Source organism: Roseibium sp. MB-4 (assembly GCF_053005265.1).
The window spans coordinates 503,696-527,619 of sequence record NZ_JBRKQB010000003.1; the positions used below are offsets into that span (position 1 = coordinate 503,696).

Sequence of the window (23,924 nt, forward strand, 5' to 3'; positions counted from 1 at the left end):
TCAGTCTTCCTCCCGGTCAAAGATACCGGCAGGTGCAGAATTTTCTTTCCAATGGGTAAAAAGAAGCGCCAGCGCACAGGATGCCAAACGCGCGCGCCCATCGTCCGCTCGGCTTGTTAACATGACGGGCACTTTGGCACCGATTACCAAGCCAGCTGCTTCTGCATGGGCGATAAATGTCAATTCCTTGGCCAGCATGTTGCCGGATTCAAGGTTGGGCACAATCAGAACCTCTGCATGGCCAGCAACAAGTGACGTGATCCCTTTGGTCCGGGCAGCCTGCACATCGATTGCATTGTCCATGGCAAGGGGGCCATCAACGATGCCGCCTTTGATTTGACCCCGCTCCGCCATCTTCGACAACACCGCTGCATCTAAACTGGACGGAATGGCCGGATTGACCGTCTCAATGGCTGAGAGAATGCCGACACGTGGAGACTGGAGACCCAGTGAAAGGGCCGCATCAATGGCATTTTGCGTGATGTCGACTTTGGTGTTCAGGTCCGGCGAGATGTTGATAGCCGCATCTGATATCAGAACCGGTGTTTTACGCCCTGGAATGTCCATCACAAAGACGTGGCTGATCCGGCGTTTTGTTCGAAGGCCACCATCTTTCTTCACCACGTGATGGAGAAGGTGATCTGTGTGAATATGCCCCTTCATGATGGCTTTGACCCTGCCTTCATGAACCATCTGAACGGCTCGTCCGGCAGCTTCCGACTCGTCTTCTATGTCGACAAATTCGTATTCGTCGAGGGTCTCATTTAACTCGTCTGCGGCTTGGGTGACCCGATCCTTGGCGCCGATTAGGATTGGCTCAATCAGTCCTTCCCGGGCGGCCATGAGAGCGCCTTCAAGGGAATTTGGATCATCCGGGGCAACTACGGCTGTTGGCAAGGCGGGAAGGGTTTTTGCCAACTCGATCATCCGGTTGAAATGCCGGTGCCGCTGAACAAGCAGTGCCGGGATATCGCTTGAATCAAACTCGATCATTTCCGTCGGCGCGATGACCTCAGCTTCCCCCTCAACAAGGCTTTGACCGGTCTCATTCAAGACGGCCATGTCGAACATGATAATGTTGTTCGGCCTTTTTTCCGTAACGGTCACGCGGACCGTCAGTTTGTCACCAACCGCAGCGCGCCCCAAGAACCGGAATGACTGGGCTTTGTACATGGTGCCGGGGCCGGGGAGGATATTGCCAAGCACAGCGGAGGCGAGACCGCCGATCCACATTGCTGGAGCAACAGGTTTGTCGATGTGTCCGTCGCCGGTCCAATCCGTGTCAGGCAAGTGGATCGGGTTCCGATTTCCGGACGCATGGGCGAACACCAGAAGATCATTGGAGGAGCATTCACGGACGATTTCCGCACTATCTCCGACCTTGATTTGATCGTAGGTTTTGTTCGTCGCCATCGGCTGGGTCACTCCTGCTCATCAGACTGCTGCGCCGCAGCAATTAGCAGGACCCTACCAGCGCTTTACAATGTTATAAATACGGCAAATCCACAATTCGAAACATGATTTCTCTTCAACAGTCGGTACAGAGGATCGTACCGACAAGCCGTGGCCGAAGGTAATAAGTGTCACTCAGGGTGATGATCGAGTCTCGGGAATAATATTGCGTAAATATCCCTGCGAAGGGAGGGGTGTACCCCAGTGTCGCAACACCAACCACTATAGACGTATTGGGAGAAACCAGTGTGGCGGGCAATGAAATCGGCGGTTCTTGACCATCCGTCCAGTCTGTTGCGGGGCCGCCCACGCCGGCTTTTCTTTGATAGCTCCAATCAACCTCGGGGGCGCCATTTGCCTGAAAAGTGACACTGGCGATGACAAAGGTAAGATCGTCAGAGGGATACGGTTTGAGAATCGTCTCACCGAGCTGCAAATAGGTGTTGAGTTCGCTCCTTGTGACCGTCTGAGCCTGGGCTACCAAATCCGTTACGGCATTTGCCATCCTGCTGATCTTGCGATCCTGATTGAGCGCATCGGTCACTTCTACCATGCCAATCAAAAAAACGAGTAGGAATGGGAGTATCATTGCGAATTCTATGCCCGCAACACCCTTCTGGTCGCGTCTAAAGCGTTTGAACCACTCGGTCCAGCTAACGCTCAATTTAGTGCGGCTGCAGATCCGTCTATGACCATGGCTCATTTCTGAAAACCATTGTTGAGGATAGATGACGCTCATTCCCGTGATCCAGAGACGAGAGGTTCAGCAATGAGGTAAACATTGGCCATTGGTAAATCACATTTACAGCAACAATTTCGCTCTTATTGGATTGCGTATATTCGCTATCGTCTTTCAGGTTTCCATCCTGATCGTATAAGGAATCGATTGAACTCACGTTCACGAAATCATTGGCGACACTAACGCTTACGCGAATTCTCTCAGGCTTACATAAGAAGGCTGGCATTGATGTGCAGACTTGGTCTGCAAAATCGGTGGTCGTGAAACCGGCACCCGAAGCTTGCCCTGTTCTGATCATTCGGGAAGCCTCTATCACTGCGTTGTCAACCATCCGATTGACAATAAAAGCCAGCCCAAGCTCCAGTATTGCAAACACAACTGTAAAAAACGGTAAAGCAACCAACGCGAACTCAATTGCCGTCACGCCCTCTTTGTCACGCGCGAGCTTCCTTGCACAGGTCCGTAGTGCAAGACGGCGATTGCTTTTGGCCTTTTCGTTGTGAGACTCGTTCTGCATTGACGATTACATTTAGCCTTATCTGTTGCCAGCGGCTTGCTCGGCCAGTTGATTTCTGGATGTGGCCTGAGTAGCTGTATTTTGGAAAGCTTCTTCTGCATCGCCCAAACGCAGTGTTGGTTCGCAAATTGGGCTGCAAGAAAATGTCGCTCTCGCGGAATTCCTATACACCGAGACTACACCCTGCTCGGATGCTTGCACTTGAACGACCTCATCGACAATTGGCTTGTTGTCCTCATCCAATATGACAAGATTGGTCGTCCCATAGCTCTTGCCCGTGATAACCACAGTGTTTTGATCCACCATCGCGACATCTGCAATAAACGGGTTTCCAACAATGACCGCGGCAGCTCCGTCTTCGACCTGGAATATTTTAGCTCGGTCCACAGTCACCAATACAGGTTGCTCATCCGCCATTGCCGCGTTTGCAATAGCGCCCGTGAGAAACACTAAAATAAGTCGGATCAGTTGAATTCGCATCTCACTTATCCCTACACATGCCTAGTTCATTGCATGTTATCGAGATTATCGTGAATGTTCTGCTAACAGACCTGCGAAAGAAGTATGAAAAAATACCGCACTCAGAACGTTAAGCCTTGGTTTGTAGGTTGAGCGGCTGGCAGCCGTGGAGGGGATTTGAGGTGTTAGGACGAAAATCATTTTTGCGAATGGCAGCAGCGATTTAGCGAGTGTGGCTTTAAACAGCTGGCGCCTACAAGCCGAGTTGTTCCGCTCGATCAGCGTGCGATGAACTCATACATTTATAATTAACTATAGGTGCTTATGGCGGCTATTTTTCAAGTTGTCGCTGCAAATTTAACCGATTGGAAATTTCTCTAACCTAGGGTGACCCCACACCGAGCGGACAGAACAAGATCTGCCGGATTGAAGCTGTCAACAAAGTGGTACTTGGAGCAGACACATGAAATCAATCATTTCTCGTTTCGTGAAAGACGAATCTGGTGCAACAGCAATTGAATACGGTCTCATCGCGGGACTGCTTTCGGTCGCAATCATTGGTATTTTGGTCACTATGGGCGGTAGCCTCACCACCATTTTCAACACGATCAACACAGCTTTGAGCACTGGCGCAGGCTGATTGGAAAAAAGAATTCTGGTAAACGGGCGGGTTTCCGCCCGTTTTGATTTGTGGCTACCAATTCAACTACAGGATCCTGTTTCGGCATCATGCCAGATCTGGTGGATATGAAATGATTGAAGCGGTAGTTCTTGTTCTTTTTCCCATGCTCGTAGCTTTCGCCGGCGCATCCGATCTTTTGACAATGAAAATCGGAAACCGGGTCTCAACCCTGTTAATCACTGGTTTTATCGTTTTGGCTGCGGTCAATGGCATGCCCGTTTATGATTGGGGTATGCATGGGCTTGGATTGGTCGTGGTTTTCGTACCATGTTTCGTTTTTTTCGCAGCCGGCTGGATGGGCGGTGGCGACGTAAAGCTCTTGAGCTCGATTGGCCTGTGGTTTGGTTTTGGACCAATTCTCATTGACTTTTTGTTTCTGGTCGCCTTGCTTGGCTGTATCCTCACACTCTCACTTATTGTGATCCGAACTTCCCTAGTTGTTTTGCCTGCCCCCCTTAGAGGACAAGAGTGGGCCCTTCGTTTGCATGATGCGAAAACCGGGGTTCCTTATGGAATCGCGATTTCTGCCGCCGCTCTTATTGTTTATCCATGGTCTGACTGGTTTTCGGTAATTAGCGGTTGAGCGATCGGATCGTCAGTGCGGTTCCAAAAAAACCACAATTACTCTCGTGCTCTTTCTCCATGTTCCGCTGAACTGGTTCGCGTTTTTCAAAAATATAGTATCTGTTAAGTAACCTTAACGGTTGTTAACCAAAAATATCTACATCCGGTTAACCATGTTTTGACCAATTGCGATCAACCTAACCGTAACGGTGCAATTGCGCCTTCGGAATCTTGGTGGTTGGTCATGAAATTCGCACGTATATTGGTCTTGGCTATTGCGGTGGCTGCCGGCGTATTGGCGTTCCGTATGGTAATGATGTCCGGTGGATCTTCAGATCAAGCGGCAAATGCCCCCGTTCCTGTAGAACAAGCAAAAGAACAGGTTCTAACTGCGGCGAACGACATTTTGCTTGGTGCCAAGCTCACCACAGATGACATGGTATGGACGGATTGGCCTGAAGATGCAGTGCCGATCGGCGCGGTGACGAAACAAGTAAACCCGGCTGCCAGCGAAAAGCTGATGGGCCAAATCGCTAAAACTCCGATTTTCAAAGGCGAACCTATACGGCCAGAGCGACTTATCAGCACGGACAAGGGGTTCATGTCTGCCATCCTGCCCAAGGGCAAGCGGGCGATTGCAGTTTCGGTTGAGGCTGAAACAACAGCTGGCGGTTTCATTTTGCCGGGCGACAAGGTTGACCTGATCTTGACTCGCCGGACCGACGACACCGCTATCAGCGAAACAATCTTGGAAAATATCCGGGTGCTCGCCATCGACACCACAACGGCAGGCGAACAGGATCAAAAAAACCTGTCACCTCAACGAACCGCCACTTTGGAATTGACACTAGCCCAATCAGAAATCGTCGCACAGTCACAACAATTGGGGACGATTGCGCTTGCACTGCGAAGTGCACAGGACTCGGCCGACGATGCTGAGCCGACTGAAACCCGACGTGGCGTCAATCTCGTCAAATACGGCATTACCAGCCAGGCAGGCGTGAAATGAAAAAAAACACTCAACATAACGGCCAATTCGATAAGCAAAGCATTCGCCGGTCCGGTTTGAGGTTCTTCGCTTTTGCTGCAGTTTTGGGTCTTGTAACTTTTATGGCTCCGGCCTCGTGGTCTCAGGAAGCCTTTCCGAGCCAGATCCATGTTGCTGCTGGTGAAAGGGCAACTGATAGAATCTTGAATGTCGGCATTGGGCGATCTGTTGTCATCAACTTGGCTGAGGATGCCGCAGACGTTCTGGTTTCAAATCCGCAAATTGCCGATGCAGTCTTGAGAACGCCGCGGCGAATCTTTGTGTTGGGCAACACAGCTGGCCAGTCCCGTCTTGTGCTGTTTGGCCGGAGTGGGCGTGAGCTAGCGAGTTTTGACATTCGCGTCGAGAAAGACACTTCCGATATTACGCGCATAATTCGGCGATTGATCCCTGGAACCAGCGTCCAGGCTGAATCTATCAATGGAAAAGTTGTCTTAAGTGGGACAGCAAAAAGTACCCTGGAAGCGCAGCAGGCCGCTGATATTGCCGCAAAATTCCAAGGCGATGAGACCGGATCCTCCATTGTGAATCTGATTGCGGTCTCTGGTTCGGACCAAGTCCATTTGAAAGTGACTGTCGCGGAAGTTGAGCGGTCAATCATAAAACAGCTGGGCGTGAGTTTCCAGGCGAACCTCGGTGCTGGAAACTTCTTCCCGTTCGGAAGCAATTTCCCTAATTTCAACGTGAATCCATCGATCGTCAATCAGGCAACTGGCGGTGTGACATTTTCAAGTGGCACATCCTCGTTGACCGCCCAAGTGGAAGCTCTGCAACGCGACGGTGTGATCCGCACATTGGCAGAACCGACACTAACGGCAACTTCCGGCGAAAATGCCAGTTTTCTTGCGGGTGGCGAGTTTCCCATTCCGATCGCTCAGGAAGACAACCAAATATCGGTGGAATTTAAGAAGTTCGGTGTCGGTCTCGATTTTACCCCCATTGTGCTGACGGGTGGCCGCATAAGCCTGCGTGTCAAAACCGAGGTGAGCGAACTTTCAAATGAAGGCGCGGTGTCTGCTGGCGGGATCACGATTTCCGCACTCAAAGTCCGTAGAGCAGAATCGACGATGGAACTTCCGTCCGGCGGGACCTTGGTTATGGCGGGGCTTCTAGAGGAGTCTTATCAGCAAGCTGTTGAAGGTGTGCCAGGACTGATGCAAATCCCGGTGCTCGGTGCGTTGTTCAAAAGCCGGGATTTTCTGAAACAACAAACAGAACTTGCCGTCTTCGTAACGCCTTACGTTGTTAAGCCGGTGGCCGCACAAAAGATGGTGCGGCCCGACAAGAACCTATTTGCTCCATCGGATGCTGAGGCGATTTTTCTGAACCGGCTAAACAAGATCTTTAATCCGGCAGGTGAGCAGGCCCAAGGCACATACCACGGCCAAGTTGGTTTCATCTACAAATGAGGACGGTCGGATGAATATGACCCTAGATCCCAGGTATAAACTGACTGTCTCCAAGGGAGCGTTCCTCGTGGCAGCATTGATGCTGTCCGGCTGTCAGACCGAGCCGAAGTCCAATGCTGAATTGCTTGCAACCCACGATTACCGGTACCAGCATCCGATCGTAATCTCCGAAGCTCCGGAAACCCTTGACTTACCGGTTGGCAAGAACACGAGAAATCTACGTAGCCCCGTGACAGATACCATTACGTCTTTCGCGATGGATTCGCGCCGGCACGGGAGTGGTAATGTGGAGATCCTTGTACCGACCGGGGCTGCAAATGAGAGTGCGGTTCATGCGGTTGTGCGCGATGTTCGGGGAGCTCTGAGCCGGGGCGGTGTCAACGGCAAGAACGTGACAACGCGCACATACCGCTCCACTGACCCGTCTGCCGATGCGCCAATCCGTCTCTCATATGCGCGCATGAAGGCGACGACCGGAGAGTGCGGCGTCTGGCCGAAAAACATCGGCGGTGGTATCGGCGAAAACACAAACTACTACAACTTCGGCTGTGCCACTCAGGCAAACTTGGCGGCAATGGTCGAGAACCCGTCAGACCTCATCACTCCGCGTGCAATGACACCGTCGGAGCAGAATCGTCGGGCGGTAGTGATCGAAAAGTATAGATTGGGCGAAACAACTGCCAGCACCTTCACAGAAGGCGTCGGCGCAGAAGTTTCGGAGTAACGGCATGATGACAACCAGCTCTGAGCCAACGCGCGTTTCCGGTGATGCGGAAACGTACCTAAATCAGGACAGTCATGGGTACACAGCTTCTGCTGACACATCGGACATCGCAATGATCCCGCGGATAACAATTCATGCATTTTGCCTGGAAGACCGCACGATGCATGTTGTCGAGGCTGCGACCGAAGACCGGCGGATGCTAAAGGCGCATATGAAGGCAGAAATGGGGGGGATACCAGCTGCCATTGAGATGTTCGAAAAGGCCCCCACGCCTAATTTGATCATTGTTGAAACGTCTGGCGCTCGCGAAGACTTGCTCCAGAGTCTTGATCAGCTCGCCGAGTACTGCGACGCTGGAACAAAAGTGATCGTGATTGGGGACGTGAATGACGTCACCCTATATAGGGAGCTCATCGCTCGTGGTGTGAGCGAGTACCTGATTACGCCAGTATCTATCTTTCAGCTTATTGGTTCCATCAGCAGTCTTTACAACGATCCTGAAGCAGAGCCTCTGGGAAGAACGGTTGCATTCTACGGTGTAAAGGGTGGGTGTGGTTCCTCGACTATCGCCCATAATGGCGCTTGGTGTTTGGCAAGGAAGTTCGATAGTGAGGTCGTGATTGCCGACTTGGATCTGCCATTCGGGACAGCCGGCCTTGATTACAATCAAGACCCATTGCAAGGGGTCTTTGAAGCGATCTCTGCGCCTGAGAGACTAGATGAAACATATCTGGACCGAATACTCTCAAAATGCAGTGATCATCTGAGTCTGCTTGCAGCACCAGCAACGCTGGAGCGGACATATGATCACAGTGAGAAAACGTTTGAGCTTCTCATAGACACGATGCGATTGGGAACACCACACGTCGTTCTTGATGTACCGCATGCTTGGAATTCTTGGATCAGAAACACGCTGCTGAATGCGGACGAAATCGTGCTGGTGGCCGAACCGGATCTTGCAAATCTTCGGAATGCTAAGAACGCGGTCGATCTCCTTAAACAGATACGGCCGAATGACAAACTGCCGCATTTGGTCATGAATAAAGTGAACGTTCCAAAGCGGCCGGAGATCAAGCCAGACGAATTTGCAAACGCCTTGGGTCTTAGTGTGGATGCAGCCATCCCTTTCGATCCGCATTTGTTTGGCACTTCTGCGAATAACGGCCAGATGATTGGAGAACTCGACAGCAAGCATGCGATTGCGGGAATGTTCCAGGATTTGGCACAAACAATTTCAGGAAAAGCGCAACCCGCTAAGACTTCAAAGTCGCCCTTGGGCGGATTGTTTTCCAAACTAAAACGAAGAGCAGGCTAAAGGCCAAGGCAACGGAGCGGCAGGTTCACTATGTTTGGTAGACGTGGCAGTTCATCTTCTGGAGCGCCCGAAATTCGGCCTGGAAACGTGCCGGAAATGCCGGAGGCTCCGGCCACGGCACCGGCTGCGCCAATGCCAGAAGCGCCCGAACAACAAGCTCCGGCTCCTTCACCTGCTCCACGTGCGCCTGCTTCCCCAACCGTTGCCGTAAGCGTACCAGCGGAACCAGCCTCAGCATCGCCGAGCAGAAAAAAGACCGGCGAATACTACGAGACGAAAGCGCAAATCTTCAACGCGCTTGTTGAAGCAATCGACCTGTCTCAGCTCGCGCGACTGGATGCAGAAGATGCTCGGGACGAAATCCGGGATGTTGTGAATGACATTATTGCGTTGAAAAACGTTGTAATGTCGATTTCCGAGCAGGAAGACTTGCTTGAAGACATTTGTAACGATGTTCTTGGGTATGGTCCGCTGGAGCCTTTGTTGGCGCGCGACGACATTGCCGACATAATGGTCAATGGGGCGCACACGGTTTACATCGAAACCCAGGGCAAGGTTGAGCCGACCAGCATCGCATTTCGCGACAACGCGCAGCTCATGAACATTTGCCAACGGATCGTGAGCCAGGTGGGCCGGCGTGTAGACGATGCCAGTCCAATCTGTGATGCACGCCTTCCCGATGGATCCCGCGTAAACGTAATTGCCCCGCCACTGTCTCTTGATGGTCCTGCACTCACAATTCGTAAGTTCAAACGCGACAAGCTGACGCTTGATCAACTGGTGAAGTTCAATTCAATTACGCCAGAAGGTGCAACCATACTGCAGGTTATCGGCCGTTCTCGGTGTAACGTACTGATCTCCGGAGGTACAGGGTCCGGTAAAACCACACTCTTAAACTGTTTGACGGCTTACATCGAGAACACGGAACGCATTATCACGTGCGAAGACTCCGCTGAGCTTCAATTGCAGCAGCCGCATGTTGTGCGTCTCGAAACAAGACCTCCCAACCTTGAGGGGGAGGGTGAAATCACGATGCGTGACCTTGTAAAAAACTGCCTGCGTATGCGCCCTGAACGTATTATCGTGGGCGAGGTACGTGGACCGGAAGCCTTCGATCTGTTGCAGGCAATGAACACGGGCCACGACGGGTCAATGGGCACGTTGCACGCCAACTCTCCGCGCGAAGCCTTGTCTCGTCTGGAATCCATGATCACAATGGGGGGCTTTTCCTTACCCTCTCGAACCTTGCGGGAAATGATCGTATCGTCGATCGACGTGGTCGTTCAGGCTGCACGCCTAAGGGACGGTTCTCGCCGTATCACGCATGTGACTGAAGTCATGGGGATGGAAGGGGACATCATTACCACCCAGGACATCTTCCTTTACGACATTGTCGGAGAAGACCCGAACGGGATGATCATCGGGCGGCATCGGTCAACCGGTATCGGTCGTCCCAAGTTTTGGGATCGAGCACGTTATTTCGGAGAAGAATCCCGCTTGGCAGAAGCGCTTGATGCGTCGGAAATGCCCGAGTACATCGCGGAATAGGAAGAAACATGCCTGTATTCGAGCAATTTATGACACCTGCCATCACCGGAGCCGCGGTTGCGCTGCTGGTCATGTTCAGCGTCGGCGGCATCATCTACGGGCTATTTCTTCCTTCGTTATCTGGGACAAAAAAACGCGACGCTCGGATGAGCGCCGTCTCGGCACGGCCTCAGTCAGAGACGCAGCGCAAAACCATGCGAGATACCAATCGTAGAAAAAAATCGATTCAAGATCAGTTAAAAGACTTTGAAGAGCGCCAGAAAGCTAAACACGAAAAACAGAAAAACATTCCTCTTAAAGTAAAAATAGAGCAGGCCGGTTTGGAATGGGAGATGCGGCACCTTGTTCTTTTTAGTATTGTAAGTGCAGTTGTTTTCTTCGTAATTTCTTTGATTGCGAGTGGTAATTTGTTGATTGCAGCCGCTTTCACATTTGTAGGTGGCATCGGATTCCCACGTTGGTACATCGGGAACAAAAGGAAACGCCGTTTCAATGCCTTTCTTAACGAATTGCCCAACGGCATCGACATCATTGTGCGGGGTGTCAAAGCCGGGCTACCTTTGAGCGATTGTGTCAAGGTTGTTGCGAAGGAAGCCCGTGAACCCGTCGCGACCGAGTTTCGAAAGGTGACCGAAACTCAAGTCATGGGTGTTTCGCTCGCCGAAGCTCTGTCGAGAATGCCTGATCGTGTTCCGTTGCCGGAGACAAATTTTCTTGCGATTGTTGTGAGCATTCAACAAAAAGCGGGTGGTGGCCTAGCTGAAGCCTTGGGAAATCTATCCAGGGTTTTGCGCCAGCGGAAGGCCATGAAGGCCAAGATCAAGGCATTGAGCTCTGAGGCAAAGTCGTCTGCGGCGATTATTGGGGCCCTTCCTTTCGTGGTCGGAGGGATCCTCTTTTTCATCGCGCCAGATTACATGATGATCCTTTTCACAGTGACAACGGGCAAGATTATTGTTGCCGGGTGTCTGTTCTGGATGTTCTGCGGAATAATGGTCATGCGGTCCATGATCAATTTTGACTTCTAACGGGGGCAAGACATGGACCTTGAATCGATCGCATCTGCACAATTCCTTGCAGCGGTTTTGGCTATGATTGCCGTAACAGGAACTATTTTCTCCCTTGTTATGCCGTTGTTGTCGCGAGACACGTTAAAGGCACGCATGAAAAACGTTGCCTTGGAGCGTGATAAGCTCCGAGCAAAAGAGCGGGCTCGGTTGCAAACCTCCCAGGGGGATGCACGAATGTCATTGAGGAATCAGCCGAAGGCGAAGATGAAGAACTTCGTTGATCGGCTGAACCTCAAAGAAATGCTCGCGGATGACAGTACGCAGGACCGGTTGCGCATGGCCGGCTATCGGGGTAGCGCTCCGATGTATTATTTCCTGACTGCGCGAATTGCGCTTCCCGGCGGACTGTTTGTTTTTGCTTTGGCGTATGCGTTTCTTCTAGCGCCGAACACGATTCCGGCGTTTTCGAAAGTCTTGTTTTGTATTGTGTTTTCCGGTTTCGGAGCGTTTTTGCCGAACATATACTTGAAGAACCAGATTGATAAACGGAAGCTTGGAATCCAGCGTGCTTGGCCAGATGCGCTTGATCTGATGCTAATTTGCGTTGAATCCGGCATGTCGATTGAAGCTGCTTTTCAGAAGGTTGCTGAGGAAATCGGCGCGCAATCCGTGGAATTGGCAGAGGAACTGTCTCTCACCACAGCTGAACTATCGTACTTAAGTGAACGCCGGATGGCTTATGAGAATTTGGCCAAACGCACCGGAGTAGATGGTGTCAAGAACGTGATGATGGCACTTATCCAGGCGGAACGGTATGGTACTCCGGTAGGGACTGCTATCCGCAACATGGCCGATGATACGCGCGCGGAACGGATGCAGTTTGCCGAGCAAAAAGCAGCGTCGCTTCCGCCAAAGCTGACGGTTCCGATGATCATGTTCTTTCTGCCGGTACTCTTCTTCGTGATTCTCACGCCGGCAGTCATTCAGGCGATGGGCGCATTCTGATATGACGTGCTGGTTGTGTAAATTCTGAGAACCGAAGACGCTTTGGCAAATTGAAGTAGGGTCGTGCAAGGCGAAGAATTGAGCGCCGCAGCTTGCAGAAGTTATTCTAATTCAGAAATTTAAGTTATGGCTGCGTACTAATTTGCCTGAACAAAGGCATAACCTGGCTCACGTTTGGCAGACTATAGCAGCCAATAAGAAAACTGCACCTGATTGAGTGGCTTCCGCTCTAGCCCTGACGTTGCTGCATCATGGATCTGAGATAGGCGATGTTGGCTTCCGCCTGGCGAGGGTCCAATTCTGCCCGCGCCACCTGAATGGCCTCATCATATTTGCCCTGGATACCGAGGACAAGCGCCAGGTTTTGACGCACGCGGCTATCTGCACCGGGCAGGGTCGCGGCACGGCGCAGGGTGTACTCGGCATCGGGAAGTTCATTCGACAGCAAATAAGACAGGCCGAGATTGTTTAAGAGACTTGGATCGTCCGGAGCAATCTGCAGGGCTTGTTTGTAGATGCTTCGGGCTTTCTTGTGCTCGCCCATCTGATCATAGATCGCAGCTTTTGCGGACATCAACTTCCAGTCCGGGGTATCGGGACGTTGTGCGCCTTTCAGAACATTCATCGCCTCATCGAAGCGACCGTTCATTGCAAGCACTTTCCCATAGGCCGAGGCAATTTCCCGGTCCTTCGGATGTGCGATGACGCCAGCACGCAGCACAGCCATGGCCTGCGGTGTCTGACCATTGCGGCTCAGCGCATCCGAATACCCGAGAATGGCCATCCGGTTGGTCCGGTCCTTCTCATAAGCGCTGCCCCATTTCGAAACGGCGGCCCGCGCTTGGGCCGAACCCGGATTGGAGTAATGCGTTCCGGATGCCGGGGAATGGGTTCCAGTATTGGATTTGTTCGATGCACAGCCTGTGACCAGCACAAGAGCCGTCATGGCCATGAGTGTCTTTGTCAGGCTAGAGCGCTTTGTTGCCGAGTGTGTCGAGGCCGCTTGCATTGTCAAAATCCTAGCTGTCCGCAGCATGTAAGTCCTCTACAGCAATAGATAATTAACCCTAATGGATGGTTAAACTCAGCTGCAGAATGCGAAACAGCCTTTTTACTCATCGCGCTTGCTTCTGAATTTCTCGCAGACTAGGTCTTGAAGCACTTGCCCAGTCGTTGAATGGAGAGCCCTCGTGCGTGAAACGCTGATCCGTCAAAGTGATGCCCAATCTTCAGTGCCGATCGTCGCGGTTGACGCGGAAAGTCTGGAAGCAGTCCTCACCGGGTTGGGAGAAACCGCGAAAGTATGGTGCCGAGCCAACGGCTATTCAGCCAAACCTTCATCTTTCCAGCTTGTGCCGGGCTTGAGCGGAGACCTCCAAGCGGTTCTGTTTGGCGTCGAGAGCGGAGGAAACGCTGATCCGTTCAGTCTTGGAAGCTTGGCAAATGCGCTTCCAAGCGGTGATTACCATTTGGCAGATGCATTTCCGGGTGTAGCGGAGGCGTCACTGGCGTTTGCTCTTTCGAGCTACAAATTTGACCGGTACAGCGCGTCTTCAATCAAAAAGGTTGTCCGGCTTTGTGTTCCGTCAGATGTGGACCTCGATAGGCTCTCTGCCGTTCTCGATGGTGTTCAGCTGGCCAGAGATCTGATCAACACGCCGGCCAATGACCTTGGGCCGGATGAATTGGCAAGTGCTGTTGAGGCATTGTTTATCGAAAACGGTGGCTCTGGCCAGATCATCGTCGGGGACGATCTTCTAAGGCATGGTTTCCCGATGGTACATGCCGTTGGCCGTGCGAGTACCAGAGCGCCCCGCATCGCGGACTATTCATGGGGCGCCGAAGACGCTCCGAGAGTCACGCTCGTTGGCAAAGGTGTCATTTTCGACACCGGCGGTTTAAACCTGAAGCCCGGCAACTCAATGACGCTCATGAAAAAGGATATGGGTGGAGCGGCAAATGTTCTTGGGCTGGCCTCCATGGTCATGGCCGCAGAGCTGCCTGTTCGGTTGCGGGTCATTGTGCCGTGCGTTGAAAACGCGGTTTCAGGCAATGCGTTTCGACCGGGAGATATCCTGAACAGCCGCAAAGGGCTGACAGTCGAGATTGGAAACACGGATGCGGAAGGCCGCCTGGTCTTGGCCGATGCATTAGCATTGGCCGATGAAGAAAGCCCGGAAGTCCTGATCGACATGGCGACACTCACCGGTGCGGCACGAGTCGCTTTGGGTCCGGATCTGCCGCCGTTTTACACCGACGATGAAGCCTTGGCGGAAGATATCGCCGTCATGTCAGAAGCGGCAACTGATCCCTTGTGGCGATTGCCGCTCTGGAAGCCATACATGAAATACCTCGACAGCAAAGTGGCCGACATCAATCACATCAATACATCCGGCACGGGTTATGCTGGCTCCATAACTGCCGCTTTGTTCCTCTCACGGTTTGTCGAGAAGGCAGAAAGCTGGGTGCATTTCGATATCTTCGGTTGGACACCTGCTGAAAAGCCCGGAAAACCGATGGGCGGAGAAGCGCAGGGAATCCGGGCTTTGTTCGACCTGCTCAGTGAGCGCTACACCAAAACAAAATAACGGAACCGAAACGTATTCATGCTTGAATGATCCCGAATAGGAATTGGGAACGGATCATCAATGGGCATTGAAATACGCGGCGCACAGGCGTTGCGGCTCATGCACGAGGTCAATTTGGCGTTGGTCCGCGGCAGCGATCAGGATCTGTCCGCGCGGCAATTGACGATTCTTTTGACGGTTTACCTCGAGCCGCCGCCCCACACCGTGCGCGGCTTGGCGGCAAAGTTGAACGTCACCAAACCTGCTATCACCCGGGCTCTCGACACTCTCGGGTCCATGCGGTTGCTGTCTCGAAAAAGGGATGAGGCCGACAAACGCAATGTGATCATCACACGCACGGTTGAAGGTGCGCTCTATTTGGAGCAGCTTGGAGACCTCGTTGTCGAAAAGGCCGCCGAGCTTCCTCGATAGTCAACTCACCCCTCTATCTTCTCCAGCCTAGGCAGATTGCTTTCCATGCAGACCAACTTCGATCAACGGCGTCATCCGGTGCGCATGGACCTCGCAGCTAAATCGTATGAAGGGCAGGTAACCGCAGACCGGTTTGTAGAGGGTGATGAGTACCGGGTGAGCGCCGACCGTTTGGAGTTTCGGCCGCAGCCTCGGCAAGACATTTCTATTGATACCGAAGTTTTATTTGGCGAGAAAGTAACTGTTTACGAACAAACCCCGGAGGGCTGGGCCTGGGGCCAGTTGGAAACCGATAATTATGTGGGCTGGTTCTCCTCTGACGCCATTCATAAGGCCGGAAAGCCAACGCACCGCGTGAAAGCGCTGAGGACATTTCGGTATCCAGCGCCGGAGCTCAAAATGCCGCCGCTGGGCCTGCTTTCAATTGGGTCTTTGGTGAGTGTTGTAAGCGAAGCAGAAACGCGAGGCTTGCAATATGCTCTCTTGGCAGATGGCTCTGCTATTGTCGCAAAACATCTGGTTCCCTTGGACCACACCGAAGCCGATTGGGTCGATGCAGCCGAAGCTTTTCTCGGAACGCCTTACCTTTGGGGCGGGCGGTCCAGTTTGGGGTTGGATTGTTCTGCGCTCGTTCAACTGGCGGCGCAAACGGGCGGCATGCTGCTTCCGCGGGACAGTGACATGCAGGAAGCAGAAGCCGGGAGCGAAATACCCTTCAATGATCTTTCGTCGCTTGTCCGCGGCGACCTTCTGTTTTGGAAGGGCCACGTCGGGATCATCACGGGTCCAAACCAGCTGCTTCATGCCAACGGCCACACAATGACAGTGGCTTATGAGGATCTTGAAAAGGCTGTTGCCAGGATAGCGGCGACGGAATGGGGCGCGATCACGAAAGCGCGCCGCCTGGGCTGAAATAGGATGCGGCTCGCTGTCATACAGCTGGCAGCCTTAACGGTCGGGAGCTAGGGCCAGCTGAGGCGCATCATCACCTTGTGTATCAGCGCTCGAAGAGACCTCTCCAAGTTCCAGGTCCTCGATCCTTCGGCTGCGTTTGCCGATCTTTTCTGACGAGATAAGGATCTGGTCGATGTCCTTGTTGGCCTGTGCAAAGTGCGACTGCAGCTTACCGACGCGGTCGTTCAAGCGGCCGACATCCGCAATCAGGTGGCCAACTTCGGCCTGAATCAGATGGGCCTGTTCGCGCATTTTTGCATCGCGCAGCACGGCCTGAATCACTTGGATCGACAGCATTAAGAGCGACGGTGAAACGATCACCACGCGGGTGCGATGAGCTTTCTGGATCAAGTCTTCAAACCGCTCGTTAAGCTCTGCGAAGACGCTTTCAGACGGCACAAACAGGAATGCTGTGTCCTGGGTCTCTCCAGGGAGCAGGTACTTTTCGCCGATGTCCTGAATATGCTTTGTGAAATCCCGCCGGAACTGTGCTTGCGCATACTTGAGCTGTTCGTCCGTTTCGGCATTCCGAATGAGATTGAACGCCTCTAGCGGGAATTTCGCGTCGATGGCGAGCGGAGGCGCGCCGTTTGGCATGTGAATGAGGCAATCAGGTCTGCTGTTGTTAGAAAGGGTTGATTGGAAGGAGTAGCCGCTCGGCGCCAATTGGTCCTGAATAATGGCTTCCATGCGTCCTTGCCCGAATGCACCCCGCGTCTGCTTGTTGGACAAGATCGCCTGCAGCTGCCCGACCTGTCCGGAAAGGTCGGTGATAGTCGCTTGTGCCCGGTCGATCACAGCAAGCCGCTCATGCAGATGACGCAGTCCGTCTTGGGTGCGTTTGCTCGTATCTGCCATGGAAAGCCCGAGTTTGTGCCCCATGCCGTCAAGGCGCTCATTGACGGCGCGCATCATATCCGACTGACGAGAGCCGAACACCTCGGCCATGGTCTGCATCCGTCCGGTCATCTCGCCTTGAGATTTCAGCAACTGTGAGAGGTGGCTTTCCAGCTCGTGAATGCGTTCCGTCGCGGCTGTATCGGCTTCAGCGCGCAGACGGATTTCTCGCATGGTTTTCATAACCAGCCAGACAATCAGAGCAAGCAGAATCAGTCCGCCTCCAACGGCCGTTTCCAAAACCGTGACCGGTCGTCCGCTCAATTCAAAAAGGATCTCGTTCATGAAACAAACATAGAACGATTCGGAGCAAAGAACATCCGGCAAGAAGGCGAGTAAAGGGGAACTGGCTAGCACACTTTGGCGGAATTACGCGTTGACCGGGATGCCGCGATTTCCTATGTCAGGCGCATGACAAAACGCCCGATTATCACCATTCCTGACCCGGTACTCCGCGAAGTGTGCGCGCCAATTGAAAAGGTCGACGCTGAAACCATCGCTTTGGCCGATGATATGCTGGAAACCATGTATGACGCCCCCGGTATTGGCCTTGCTGCCAGCCAGGTCGGCATCTTGAAACGGATATTCGTTCTTGATGTTGCTAAGGAGGATGCACCCAAGGAGCCGATGGTTTTCATCAACCCGGAAATCATCTGGTCCAGTGATGAGCTTTCAGTCTATCAGGAGGGGTGTCTGTCGATCCCGGACTATTATGAAGACGTCGAGCGTCCGGCTGAAGTTGCCGTCAAGTTTATGGACCGGGAAGGTGCAGAACAGGAGATCAAGGCCGACGGATTGCTGGCAACGTGTATCCAGCACGAGCTCGACCACCTCAACGGCAAGCTGTTCATCGATTATCTGTCCAAACTGAAACGCGATCGGGTGGTCAAGAAGTTTACGAAACAGGCCAAAATGGCCGGCCAACTCTAAGCAACGCCGCAAGGCACTCAATCCTCCAGCTTCTGGGAAACAGATGTCACTTCGCGTCGTTTTTTTGGGCACCCCCGACTTCTCCGTGCCAACCCTGATGGAAATTGTCGGGCAGGGCCATGAGGTTGTGGCTTGCTATTCACAGCCGCCGCGTCCGGCCGGGCGGGGCATGGATTTGAAGAAGTCCCCCGTCCACGAGGCGGCGGAGTCGTTTGGCATTCCGGTTTTCACGCCCACAAGCCTGAAAAGTCCGGAAGACCAAGCTCAGTTTGCAGCGCTTGACGCCGATGTTGCGGTTGTTGTCGCCTACGGTCTGTTGTTGCCGAAGGCGATCCTGGAGGCTCCGGAAAACGGCTGCCTGAACTTGCACGCATCGATGCTGCCGCGCTGGCGGGGTGCGGCGCCGATCAATCGGGCGATCATGGCGGGGGACAAAGAGACCGCGGTTCAGGTCATGCGGATGGAAGAGGGCCTGGACACGGGTCCTGTTTGCATGTCTGAGACTGTAGCAATCTCGGACAACATGACAGCCGAAGAGTTGCACGACCAATTGTCGAGCCTCGGTGGCGACTTGATGGTTCGGGCGCTCGCAGCCTTGTCCCGGAGCGCGCTGGGCGAACAGGTGCAGTCCGAGGAGGGTGTCACCTATGCGGCGAAGCTCTCCAAACAGGAAACTCGGATCGATTGGTCTTTACCGGCTAAAAACGTACACAATCACATCCGTGGCCTCTCATCGTTTCCGGGCGCCTGGTGCGAGATGGAGCTGGGCGGCAAAACCGAACGGGTGAAGGTTTTGCGCAGCAGCTTGGCAGACGGCAATGGCGATCCCGGAAGTGTATTGACTGTTGACGGGGCACCAGTTGTGGCTTGTGGCGCTAATGCGGTGCGCCTCGATCAAGTTCAACGTGCTGGCAAGAAACCGATGACAGGCGAAGATTTCTTGCGCGGCGCAGCCCTATCTGTTGGAGCACATGTCAGCTAGGCTGCAGCAGGAGCGACCAATGAGCAATGACAGCACCATTTCCGACGTGACCATCCGGGAGCTGACACCTGCGGATGAAAAGGCTGTTGAGGCGCTTCTTCTGTCCGTTTATCCGTCGGATATGGAAGCGCGCCTCGTGCACAAGCTACGTCATTGCGGTGCGCTCGTACTGGAACAGGTGGCAGCAGCATCTGATGGTGCCATTCTTGGACATATCGCCTTCAGCCGGGTCACGAACACCACGATCGGGGCAAATCAAGCCGTTCAGGTTGCCTGTCTTGCTCCAGTCTCGATACGAGCTGATGAGCAACGCAAAGGGATCGGATCCCGGCTCATTGGATCGTCGATGGAGCGTCTCGGCGAGCTGCAGGAAGATCTGGTTTTGGTGCTCGGTCCGCCGAGCTATTTCCCGAAATTTGGCTTTGATGCGGAGCTGGCTAAAAAAGTTCATGGGCCCTATGCCGGTGCGGCTTTTATGGCGGCTGCTTTGACCGAAGCTGGGTCGAACAACTTGCCGATCGAAGTCACCTTCGCCACGCCTTTTGAAGAATTTGAATAAGAAGACCGATGCCGCGATACAAGCTGACCGTGGAATATGATGGGCGGCCGTTTTCCGGATGGCAGCGGCAAGCAAATGCGCCGTCTGTGCAGGCGGTGATCGAGCGGGCGATCAAGGCGTTCTCCGGCGAAGCAGTGACCATTGGCGGGGCAGGACGCACGGACACAGGCGTTCATGCAACAGGTCAGGTCTGCCACGCGGATCTCTCCAAGAAATGGCCAACCAAAACGGTCATGGGCGCGCTGAATTTCCATTGCCAGCCCGACCCGGTGGTCATCCTTGAGTGTGAAGAAATGCATAATGGATTTGATGCCCGCTTTTCTGCGATCCGGCGTGCCTACCGCTATCGAATTCACAATCGTCTGCAGCCATTGACGCATCAGCTCGGATTGGCTTGGCACGTGAAACATGAGCTGGATGCCGATGCCATGCATGAGGCGGCGCAGGAGTTCGTTGGCCACCACGATTTCACGACCTTCCGTCACTCCCGGTGTCAGGCAAAAAGCCCAGAAAAGACACTTGAGCATTTTTCAGTTTACCGGGACGGCGAATTTGTCATTGCCGAATGTTCCAGCCGATCCTTTCTGCACAATCAGGTCCGGTCAATGGTGGGAACGCTTCGTCTCGTTGGCGAAGGCCGGTGGGGTCCAGGGGATATCTCCAAGGCGCTGCAGGCGCGGGACCGGAAAGCGTGCGGACCGGTCGCTCCAGCTGACGGTCTTTATCTGACCCGAGTTGATTACCGGCCCGCGCAGGTGGATATTGACTCCTTGGCAGAGTGGCAGGCGCGTAAGGCGCAAATCACGTCAGAGGAAGCGCCCGCCGACTAGGCCGACCAACCGCGGCTAGCCGACCTCTGCTTTTTCAGGAAACACCACGCATTTTTTGTAAAGGTGCCATGTTGTGTGCCCGAGGATCGGCAGTGTGATGATCAATCCCAGGAAACCGGGTGCCATCGAGACGATCAAAGTGGCGGTCACGGCGAACGCCCAACCGATCATTGGCACTGGAGATGTGACAACTGCGCGAACGCTCGTGATCATTGCTGTGATGAAATCCCGGTCCTCTTCGAGAAGAAGCGGAAACGAGATAACTGTCAGGGAAAAGAGGATCAGAGACAGGATTGCGCCAACCACGTGCCCCACGGCCAAGAACATCAGGCCTTCCGGCGTCGAGACAATCTCAGTCAAAAACTCTTCAAACGAAGCGAATGACCGGAAGCCCAAAAACAGCGCAAGCAGCAACCGAACTTGGTACATCCACATAATCTGGATGAAGAGTACGACAAACGCCATCCAGGAGAGTTCTCGGCCCTTTTGCGCCCACATGGTGCCCAAAATCTTGGACCAGGAGAGTTCTTCCCCCGATTGCAGTCTCCGGCTGACCTCATACAGTCCCACTGCGGCAAATGGGCCGAGAAGAACGAACCCTGCTGCCGCCGGATAGGACAGGTAACTCATCTTCAGTGCGGCGGCGCTGAGGACAACAAACAGCCCTCCCGCCGCGAAGATTGCTCCGATCGTAATGCCGTAGACCGGGGCGCGCCGGAAATCCGCCATACCTGCGGCCAGGGCATCAATCACATCATTGGCGGTGATCTTGTTGACCTGCGGCATTGGGCGCAGCTCATTTGACGCCAACTCTTGTTCGCTCATGTCTCAGCTTCCTCCCAAAAGCACACGAAACACATGTTTGTGGTCCGATGATACGCTTGAGGGAGCCCTTCCGCCAATGCGCAGAAGGGCTTACTTTTGATATTAAGTCTGAGGAGCTGGTTTAGGAGCTGCAGCCTCTGCCGCTGCCGCGGCAACGGCTTCCTTTTCGCTGTCATCGAGTTTTGCGTTTTCCGGCAGCTGCACCCGAACCTCCTTGCGGGCAAACTGGATCCCGTTTTCTTCAAACGCTTTTTGGACACGCTTGTAGATTTCCCGGCGGACACCGAACTGTTTGCCGGGCTTGGTGGTGAACTTGCCACGGACGACGATACCAACATCGTCGACATCGGCGACACCTTGACCTTTGAATGGCGCAAGCATGTCGTCCTTGTATTCGTCCATCTCCATGATCTCTTGGCCGATTTTCTTGAAGATCTTGCGGACCTTCTCCTGATCGGTGTCGAACGGGATGGTGAACTTCAGCTTCATGATCACCCAATCGCGCGACAGATTGGTGAGATTTGAAATCTGACCATAAGGCACGACATGGACGGCTCCCTTGGTGCCGCGAAGCTGCATCGACCGGATCGAGATTTTTTCAATCGTGCCTTGTGCTCCGCCGGTGTTGATGAATTCACCCATGCGGAATGCGTCGTCCATGAGGAAGAAAATGCCCGCGACGACATCGCTGACAAGCGTTTGCGCACCAAAGCCAACCGCCAAACCAACTACACCGGCACCGGCAAGCAGCGGGGTGATGTTGACACCAAGTTGGCTCAAGCCAAGCAGGACGGTGAGGGTAACAATTGTGACCTGCAGAACGATCCGGACAAGCGGCAGAATTGTCGCCAGACGGGACTTGCCGGCACCGCCCATTTCCGATTCCTCATCTTGAGCGGCTTGTGGCGGCGAGTCTTTCGCGAGCTGACGGCTTACCCAGAGATTGGTGATCTCCCAGGCCAGATAACCGGCGGCCAAAATCAGAAGGAAGATGACACTGTTGCGCGCAACATCGGATCCCCCATCACCCCCAAGAGCCAAGAGGTTCAGGCCGTAAATGCGGCCTACGGTCAGGATGAGGAAGGCAAGCAGTGCGACACGGGCGATCCGGACATAGCTGTGCCGGGTCTGCATGTGCGCGGCCTCGGCAACCGGGCCTTCGCCCTGCATCGGCGGAACAATATGCGACACGATCCCGCGAACCATTGTGTCGAGGAATGGGGCAAAGACGACGAGAGCAATGACGCCGAGCGACCGGCCCGCTGTCAATGCATCAATGCCCATGCTGGATGTGATCTGGACGAGCAGCCAATTGAAGACGATGAACGCCATTGAGAAATAGGGCCAGAATCGCGCCATGCGCTCCAGGCCGCTGGTGGGTTCTTCATCGTCCCCCAATATGATGTTTGTGAGGCCATGCCGCGATTTCCAGAGAACAGCGACCAGCCAGGCGTTCACACCAAAACCGATAAAAAACCGATAGGTTTCGCCAACATCTGCCCCGGTCGCCAGCATTACATTGCGCACGAAAAACGAAACGCCGACAAAGGCGAACAGTGACGTAAAGCTGCGGTAGAGCGACTTTGCGGTCGTGTCATTGGCACTTACCAAACGCAATTCGCTGCGTTGAGGCGCAAGCGCAAATCGCAACAAGGCCGCAATGGCCCTCGGTAGCAGAACAATCCAAAACACTGCCTGGAACGCAAAGGACCGGGTTATAGGGTCGAAGATCGCCATTCGGCCGACAATCATGACGACAATCGCGAAAATGATCAGTCCGCCAAGATCCAATCCGGCCCGCGTGGAAACAGTCTTAATGGTCTGGAAGAGGGAGTCAGGCTCCTGAGACTGGATTTGCTCTCGTTTTTTGATGACCAAGCGATTGAAAAGAAACTCGGCAGCATAACCCGTGACCAAGAGCAGAGCGATCGAGCCGAGGAGGATGTGGACCGGTCCGGCGACCGAGCCCGCGAACAAGGCGCCGATCCCTGACACGATCCCTGTAACAAGTGCAGGTAAGTTTTGGAAATGGCCGGCGATCATGGCCCCGAAGGCGCCAACTGCGGATTGCAACTGCTCGATGAAGCTACCCCCCTCGGCAGATGCGTCAGTGCTTGCATTCTTGGCGTCAGCGCCTTCTTGCAGCAAGGTAACGAGATCAGCCAGCGCATTGACTTGATCTGGATCGAGATCAGACGCGAGCTTTTCCATCGACTCTTGCTGGAGTGCAGGTGGAAGTGCCGATGTCGTTTCCTGGGCGTTCGACGGAATTATGAAAAGTGGGATGGAAATGAGTGCGATGAGGAAATAGGCGATGGGATTCTTTATTATTGAAGCATTGATCATGGGTGCCCCGCTCAGGAAGTGGAACTGGAGGGTAGTTGCGTTAATCTCCCTACCGGCAAAAGCCTGCCAAAAAATTACGCAGCGGTATTATTGACTTGTTGCGACAGAAAAAACCAGTGCGGCGTTGGTA

Annotated in this window: 24 protein-coding genes; 16 read left to right on the forward strand and 8 right to left on the reverse strand. The window is 53.6% G+C overall.

Translation table 11 applies throughout. The annotated features are described in order from the left end of the window. From ACVDG4_RS18830 to ACVDG4_RS18845, 4 genes are all read right to left on the reverse strand, one after another. Entirely contained in the window at positions 1 to 1,413 is a 1,413-nt protein-coding gene (locus tag ACVDG4_RS18830) for a bifunctional enoyl-CoA hydratase/phosphate acetyltransferase (protein WP_447236226.1), read from the reverse strand. Between the two features lie 115 nt (positions 1,414 to 1,528). Next, complete coding sequence (locus tag ACVDG4_RS18835) at positions 1,529 to 2,191, reverse strand: TadE/TadG family type IV pilus assembly protein (RefSeq protein ID WP_447236227.1); 663 nt, start codon at positions 2,189 to 2,191, stop codon at positions 1,529 to 1,531. Further along, positions 2,139 to 2,708 (reverse strand): TadE/TadG family type IV pilus assembly protein, encoded by a 570-nt coding sequence (locus tag ACVDG4_RS18840; protein WP_447236228.1) that lies wholly within the window; start codon positions 2,706 to 2,708, stop codon positions 2,139 to 2,141. Before ACVDG4_RS18840 ends, ACVDG4_RS18835 begins: the two co-directional genes overlap by 53 nt. Positions 2,709 to 2,726: 18 nt before the next feature. Then, positions 2,727 to 3,188 carry a pilus assembly protein N-terminal domain-containing protein gene (locus tag ACVDG4_RS18845; protein WP_447236229.1) on the reverse strand — a complete coding sequence of 154 codons (462 nt, stop codon included), beginning with the start codon at positions 3,186 to 3,188 and terminating at the stop codon, positions 2,727 to 2,729. A gap of 442 nt (positions 3,189 to 3,630) precedes the next feature. On the opposite strand from ACVDG4_RS18845, the gene ACVDG4_RS18850 reads away from it, so the two are divergent. From ACVDG4_RS18850 to ACVDG4_RS18890, 9 genes are all read left to right on the forward strand, one after another. Next, entirely contained in the window at positions 3,631 to 3,807 is a 177-nt protein-coding gene (locus tag ACVDG4_RS18850; protein WP_209172419.1) for a Flp family type IVb pilin, read from the forward strand. A gap of 145 nt (positions 3,808 to 3,952) precedes the next feature. Then, positions 3,953 to 4,432: an A24 family peptidase gene (locus ACVDG4_RS18855; protein WP_447236334.1), complete on the forward strand. Its 480-nt coding sequence runs from the start codon at positions 3,953 to 3,955 to the stop codon at positions 4,430 to 4,432. 159 nt (positions 4,433 to 4,591) lie between these two features. Continuing rightward, positions 4,592 to 5,422 carry a Flp pilus assembly protein CpaB gene (gene cpaB / locus ACVDG4_RS18860; protein WP_447236230.1) on the forward strand — a complete coding sequence of 277 codons (831 nt, stop codon included), beginning with the start codon at positions 4,592 to 4,594 and terminating at the stop codon, positions 5,420 to 5,422. Beyond that, positions 5,419 to 6,870, forward strand: a complete 1,452-nt coding sequence (locus tag ACVDG4_RS18865; RefSeq protein ID WP_447236231.1) for a type II and III secretion system protein family protein — start codon at positions 5,419 to 5,421, stop codon at positions 6,868 to 6,870. Before cpaB ends, ACVDG4_RS18865 begins: the two co-directional genes overlap by 4 nt. Before the next feature lie 10 nt (positions 6,871 to 6,880). Beyond that, a complete protein-coding gene (locus tag ACVDG4_RS18870; RefSeq protein ID WP_306148241.1) occupies positions 6,881 to 7,594 on the forward strand; it encodes a CpaD family pilus assembly protein in 714 nt (237 codons plus the stop codon). A 112-nt stretch (positions 7,595 to 7,706) separates the two neighbouring features. Further along, positions 7,707 to 8,909 carry a CpaE/TadZ family protein gene (locus ACVDG4_RS18875; protein WP_447236232.1) on the forward strand — a complete coding sequence of 401 codons (1,203 nt, stop codon included), beginning with the start codon at positions 7,707 to 7,709 and terminating at the stop codon, positions 8,907 to 8,909. Positions 8,910 to 8,939: 30 nt separating this feature from the next. Beyond that, positions 8,940 to 10,457, forward strand: coding sequence for a TadA family conjugal transfer-associated ATPase (locus tag ACVDG4_RS18880; RefSeq protein ID WP_447236233.1), 1,518 nt, complete (start codon positions 8,940 to 8,942; stop codon positions 10,455 to 10,457). An 8-nt stretch (positions 10,458 to 10,465) separates the two neighbouring features. Then, positions 10,466 to 11,485 carry a type II secretion system F family protein gene (locus tag ACVDG4_RS18885; protein ID WP_447236234.1) on the forward strand — a complete coding sequence of 340 codons (1,020 nt, stop codon included), beginning with the start codon at positions 10,466 to 10,468 and terminating at the stop codon, positions 11,483 to 11,485. 12 nt (positions 11,486 to 11,497) lie between these two features. Next, complete coding sequence (locus tag ACVDG4_RS18890) at positions 11,498 to 12,472, forward strand: type II secretion system F family protein (protein ID WP_209172432.1); 975 nt, start codon at positions 11,498 to 11,500, stop codon at positions 12,470 to 12,472. Between the two features lie 229 nt (positions 12,473 to 12,701). On the opposite strand, the gene ACVDG4_RS18895 is transcribed toward ACVDG4_RS18890, so the two are convergent. Beyond that, on the reverse strand, positions 12,702 to 13,481 hold the full coding sequence (locus ACVDG4_RS18895) for a tetratricopeptide repeat protein (protein WP_447236235.1): 780 nt from the start codon (positions 13,479 to 13,481) through the stop codon (positions 12,702 to 12,704). Between the two features lie 181 nt (positions 13,482 to 13,662). Here ACVDG4_RS18895 and ACVDG4_RS18900 point away from each other — a divergent pair, with 181 nt between their 5' ends. Genes ACVDG4_RS18900 through ACVDG4_RS18910 form a run of 3 tightly spaced genes read left to right on the forward strand, consistent with a single transcriptional unit; the run spans position 13,663 to position 16,383 of the window. Continuing rightward, a complete protein-coding gene (locus tag ACVDG4_RS18900) occupies positions 13,663 to 15,060 on the forward strand; it encodes a leucyl aminopeptidase family protein (protein ID WP_447236236.1) in 1,398 nt (465 codons plus the stop codon). Positions 15,061 to 15,120: 60 nt separating this feature from the next. After that, positions 15,121 to 15,471, forward strand: coding sequence for a MarR family transcriptional regulator (locus tag ACVDG4_RS18905; RefSeq protein ID WP_008190665.1), 351 nt, complete (start codon positions 15,121 to 15,123; stop codon positions 15,469 to 15,471). 45 nt (positions 15,472 to 15,516) lie between these two features. Beyond that, entirely contained in the window at positions 15,517 to 16,383 is an 867-nt protein-coding gene (locus ACVDG4_RS18910) for a C40 family peptidase (RefSeq protein WP_447236237.1), read from the forward strand. 36 nt (positions 16,384 to 16,419) lie between these two features. Here ACVDG4_RS18910 and ACVDG4_RS18915 read toward each other — a convergent pair whose 3' ends face one another. After that, positions 16,420 to 17,607: a DNA recombination protein RmuC gene (locus ACVDG4_RS18915; RefSeq protein WP_447236238.1), complete on the reverse strand. Its 1,188-nt coding sequence runs from the start codon at positions 17,605 to 17,607 to the stop codon at positions 16,420 to 16,422. A 126-nt stretch (positions 17,608 to 17,733) separates the two neighbouring features. Between ACVDG4_RS18915 and def the strand changes: the two genes are divergently transcribed. From def to truA, 4 genes are read left to right on the forward strand one after another with little or no spacing between them, the layout of a single operon-like run. After that, positions 17,734 to 18,252, forward strand: coding sequence for a peptide deformylase (gene def / locus ACVDG4_RS18920; RefSeq protein ID WP_447236335.1), 519 nt, complete (start codon positions 17,734 to 17,736; stop codon positions 18,250 to 18,252). Between the two features lie 43 nt (positions 18,253 to 18,295). Beyond that, positions 18,296 to 19,234, forward strand: coding sequence for a methionyl-tRNA formyltransferase (gene fmt, locus ACVDG4_RS18925; RefSeq protein WP_447236239.1), 939 nt, complete (start codon positions 18,296 to 18,298; stop codon positions 19,232 to 19,234). Positions 19,235 to 19,253: 19 nt separating this feature from the next. Further along, positions 19,254 to 19,793 (forward strand): GNAT family N-acetyltransferase, encoded by a 540-nt coding sequence (locus ACVDG4_RS18930; protein ID WP_447236240.1) that lies wholly within the window; start codon positions 19,254 to 19,256, stop codon positions 19,791 to 19,793. A gap of 8 nt (positions 19,794 to 19,801) precedes the next feature. Continuing rightward, positions 19,802 to 20,623: a tRNA pseudouridine(38-40) synthase TruA gene (truA, locus tag ACVDG4_RS18935; RefSeq protein ID WP_447236241.1), complete on the forward strand. Its 822-nt coding sequence runs from the start codon at positions 19,802 to 19,804 to the stop codon at positions 20,621 to 20,623. A 15-nt stretch (positions 20,624 to 20,638) separates the two neighbouring features. On the opposite strand, the gene ACVDG4_RS18940 is transcribed toward truA, so the two are convergent. Both ACVDG4_RS18940 and ACVDG4_RS18945 read right to left on the reverse strand, forming a co-directional pair. Then, positions 20,639 to 21,448 carry a DUF2189 domain-containing protein gene (locus tag ACVDG4_RS18940; protein WP_133948764.1) on the reverse strand — a complete coding sequence of 270 codons (810 nt, stop codon included), beginning with the start codon at positions 21,446 to 21,448 and terminating at the stop codon, positions 20,639 to 20,641. A 102-nt stretch (positions 21,449 to 21,550) separates the two neighbouring features. Beyond that, the gene (locus tag ACVDG4_RS18945) at positions 21,551 to 23,794 is read right to left on the reverse strand and encodes a mechanosensitive ion channel family protein (protein ID WP_447236242.1); all 2,244 of its coding nucleotides are present in this window, start codon (positions 23,792 to 23,794) and stop codon (positions 21,551 to 21,553) included. Positions 23,795 to 23,924: the final 130 nt, after the last annotated feature.

Coding starts and splice junctions, on each gene's coding strand:
- ACVDG4_RS18875 (WP_447236232.1), top strand. CDS start 7,707: ATGATCCCGCGGATAACAATTCATGCATTTTGCCTGGAAGACCGCACG.
- ACVDG4_RS18940 (WP_133948764.1), bottom strand. CDS start 21,448: ATGAGCGAACAAGAGTTGGCGTCAAATGAGCTGCGCCCAATGCCGCAG.
- ACVDG4_RS18870 (WP_306148241.1), top strand. CDS start 6,881: ATGAATATGACCCTAGATCCCAGGTATAAACTGACTGTCTCCAAGGGA.
- def (WP_447236335.1), top strand. CDS start 17,734: ATGACAAAACGCCCGATTATCACCATTCCTGACCCGGTACTCCGCGAA.
- ACVDG4_RS18850 (WP_209172419.1), top strand. CDS start 3,631: ATGAAATCAATCATTTCTCGTTTCGTGAAAGACGAATCTGGTGCAACA.
- ACVDG4_RS18895 (WP_447236235.1), bottom strand. CDS start 13,481: ATGCAAGCGGCCTCGACACACTCGGCAACAAAGCGCTCTAGCCTGACA.
- ACVDG4_RS18880 (WP_447236233.1), top strand. CDS start 8,940: ATGTTTGGTAGACGTGGCAGTTCATCTTCTGGAGCGCCCGAAATTCGG.
- ACVDG4_RS18840 (WP_447236228.1), bottom strand. CDS start 2,708: ATGCAGAACGAGTCTCACAACGAAAAGGCCAAAAGCAATCGCCGTCTT.
- ACVDG4_RS18910 (WP_447236237.1), top strand. CDS start 15,517: ATGCAGACCAACTTCGATCAACGGCGTCATCCGGTGCGCATGGACCTC.
- ACVDG4_RS18915 (WP_447236238.1), bottom strand. CDS start 17,607: ATGAACGAGATCCTTTTTGAATTGAGCGGACGACCGGTCACGGTTTTG.
- ACVDG4_RS18830 (WP_447236226.1), bottom strand. CDS start 1,413: ATGGCGACGAACAAAACCTACGATCAAATCAAGGTCGGAGATAGTGCG.
- ACVDG4_RS18865 (WP_447236231.1), top strand. CDS start 5,419: ATGAAAAAAAACACTCAACATAACGGCCAATTCGATAAGCAAAGCATT.
- ACVDG4_RS18905 (WP_008190665.1), top strand. CDS start 15,121: ATGGGCATTGAAATACGCGGCGCACAGGCGTTGCGGCTCATGCACGAG.
- ACVDG4_RS18835 (WP_447236227.1), bottom strand. CDS start 2,191: ATGAGCGTCATCTATCCTCAACAATGGTTTTCAGAAATGAGCCATGGT.
- ACVDG4_RS18890 (WP_209172432.1), top strand. CDS start 11,498: ATGGACCTTGAATCGATCGCATCTGCACAATTCCTTGCAGCGGTTTTG.
- ACVDG4_RS18885 (WP_447236234.1), top strand. CDS start 10,466: ATGCCTGTATTCGAGCAATTTATGACACCTGCCATCACCGGAGCCGCG.
- ACVDG4_RS18930 (WP_447236240.1), top strand. CDS start 19,254: ATGAGCAATGACAGCACCATTTCCGACGTGACCATCCGGGAGCTGACA.
- ACVDG4_RS18945 (WP_447236242.1), bottom strand. CDS start 23,794: ATGATCAATGCTTCAATAATAAAGAATCCCATCGCCTATTTCCTCATC.
- truA (WP_447236241.1), top strand. CDS start 19,802: ATGCCGCGATACAAGCTGACCGTGGAATATGATGGGCGGCCGTTTTCC.
- ACVDG4_RS18845 (WP_447236229.1), bottom strand. CDS start 3,188: ATGCGAATTCAACTGATCCGACTTATTTTAGTGTTTCTCACGGGCGCT.
- fmt (WP_447236239.1), top strand. CDS start 18,296: ATGTCACTTCGCGTCGTTTTTTTGGGCACCCCCGACTTCTCCGTGCCA.
- ACVDG4_RS18855 (WP_447236334.1), top strand. CDS start 3,953: ATGCTCGTAGCTTTCGCCGGCGCATCCGATCTTTTGACAATGAAAATC.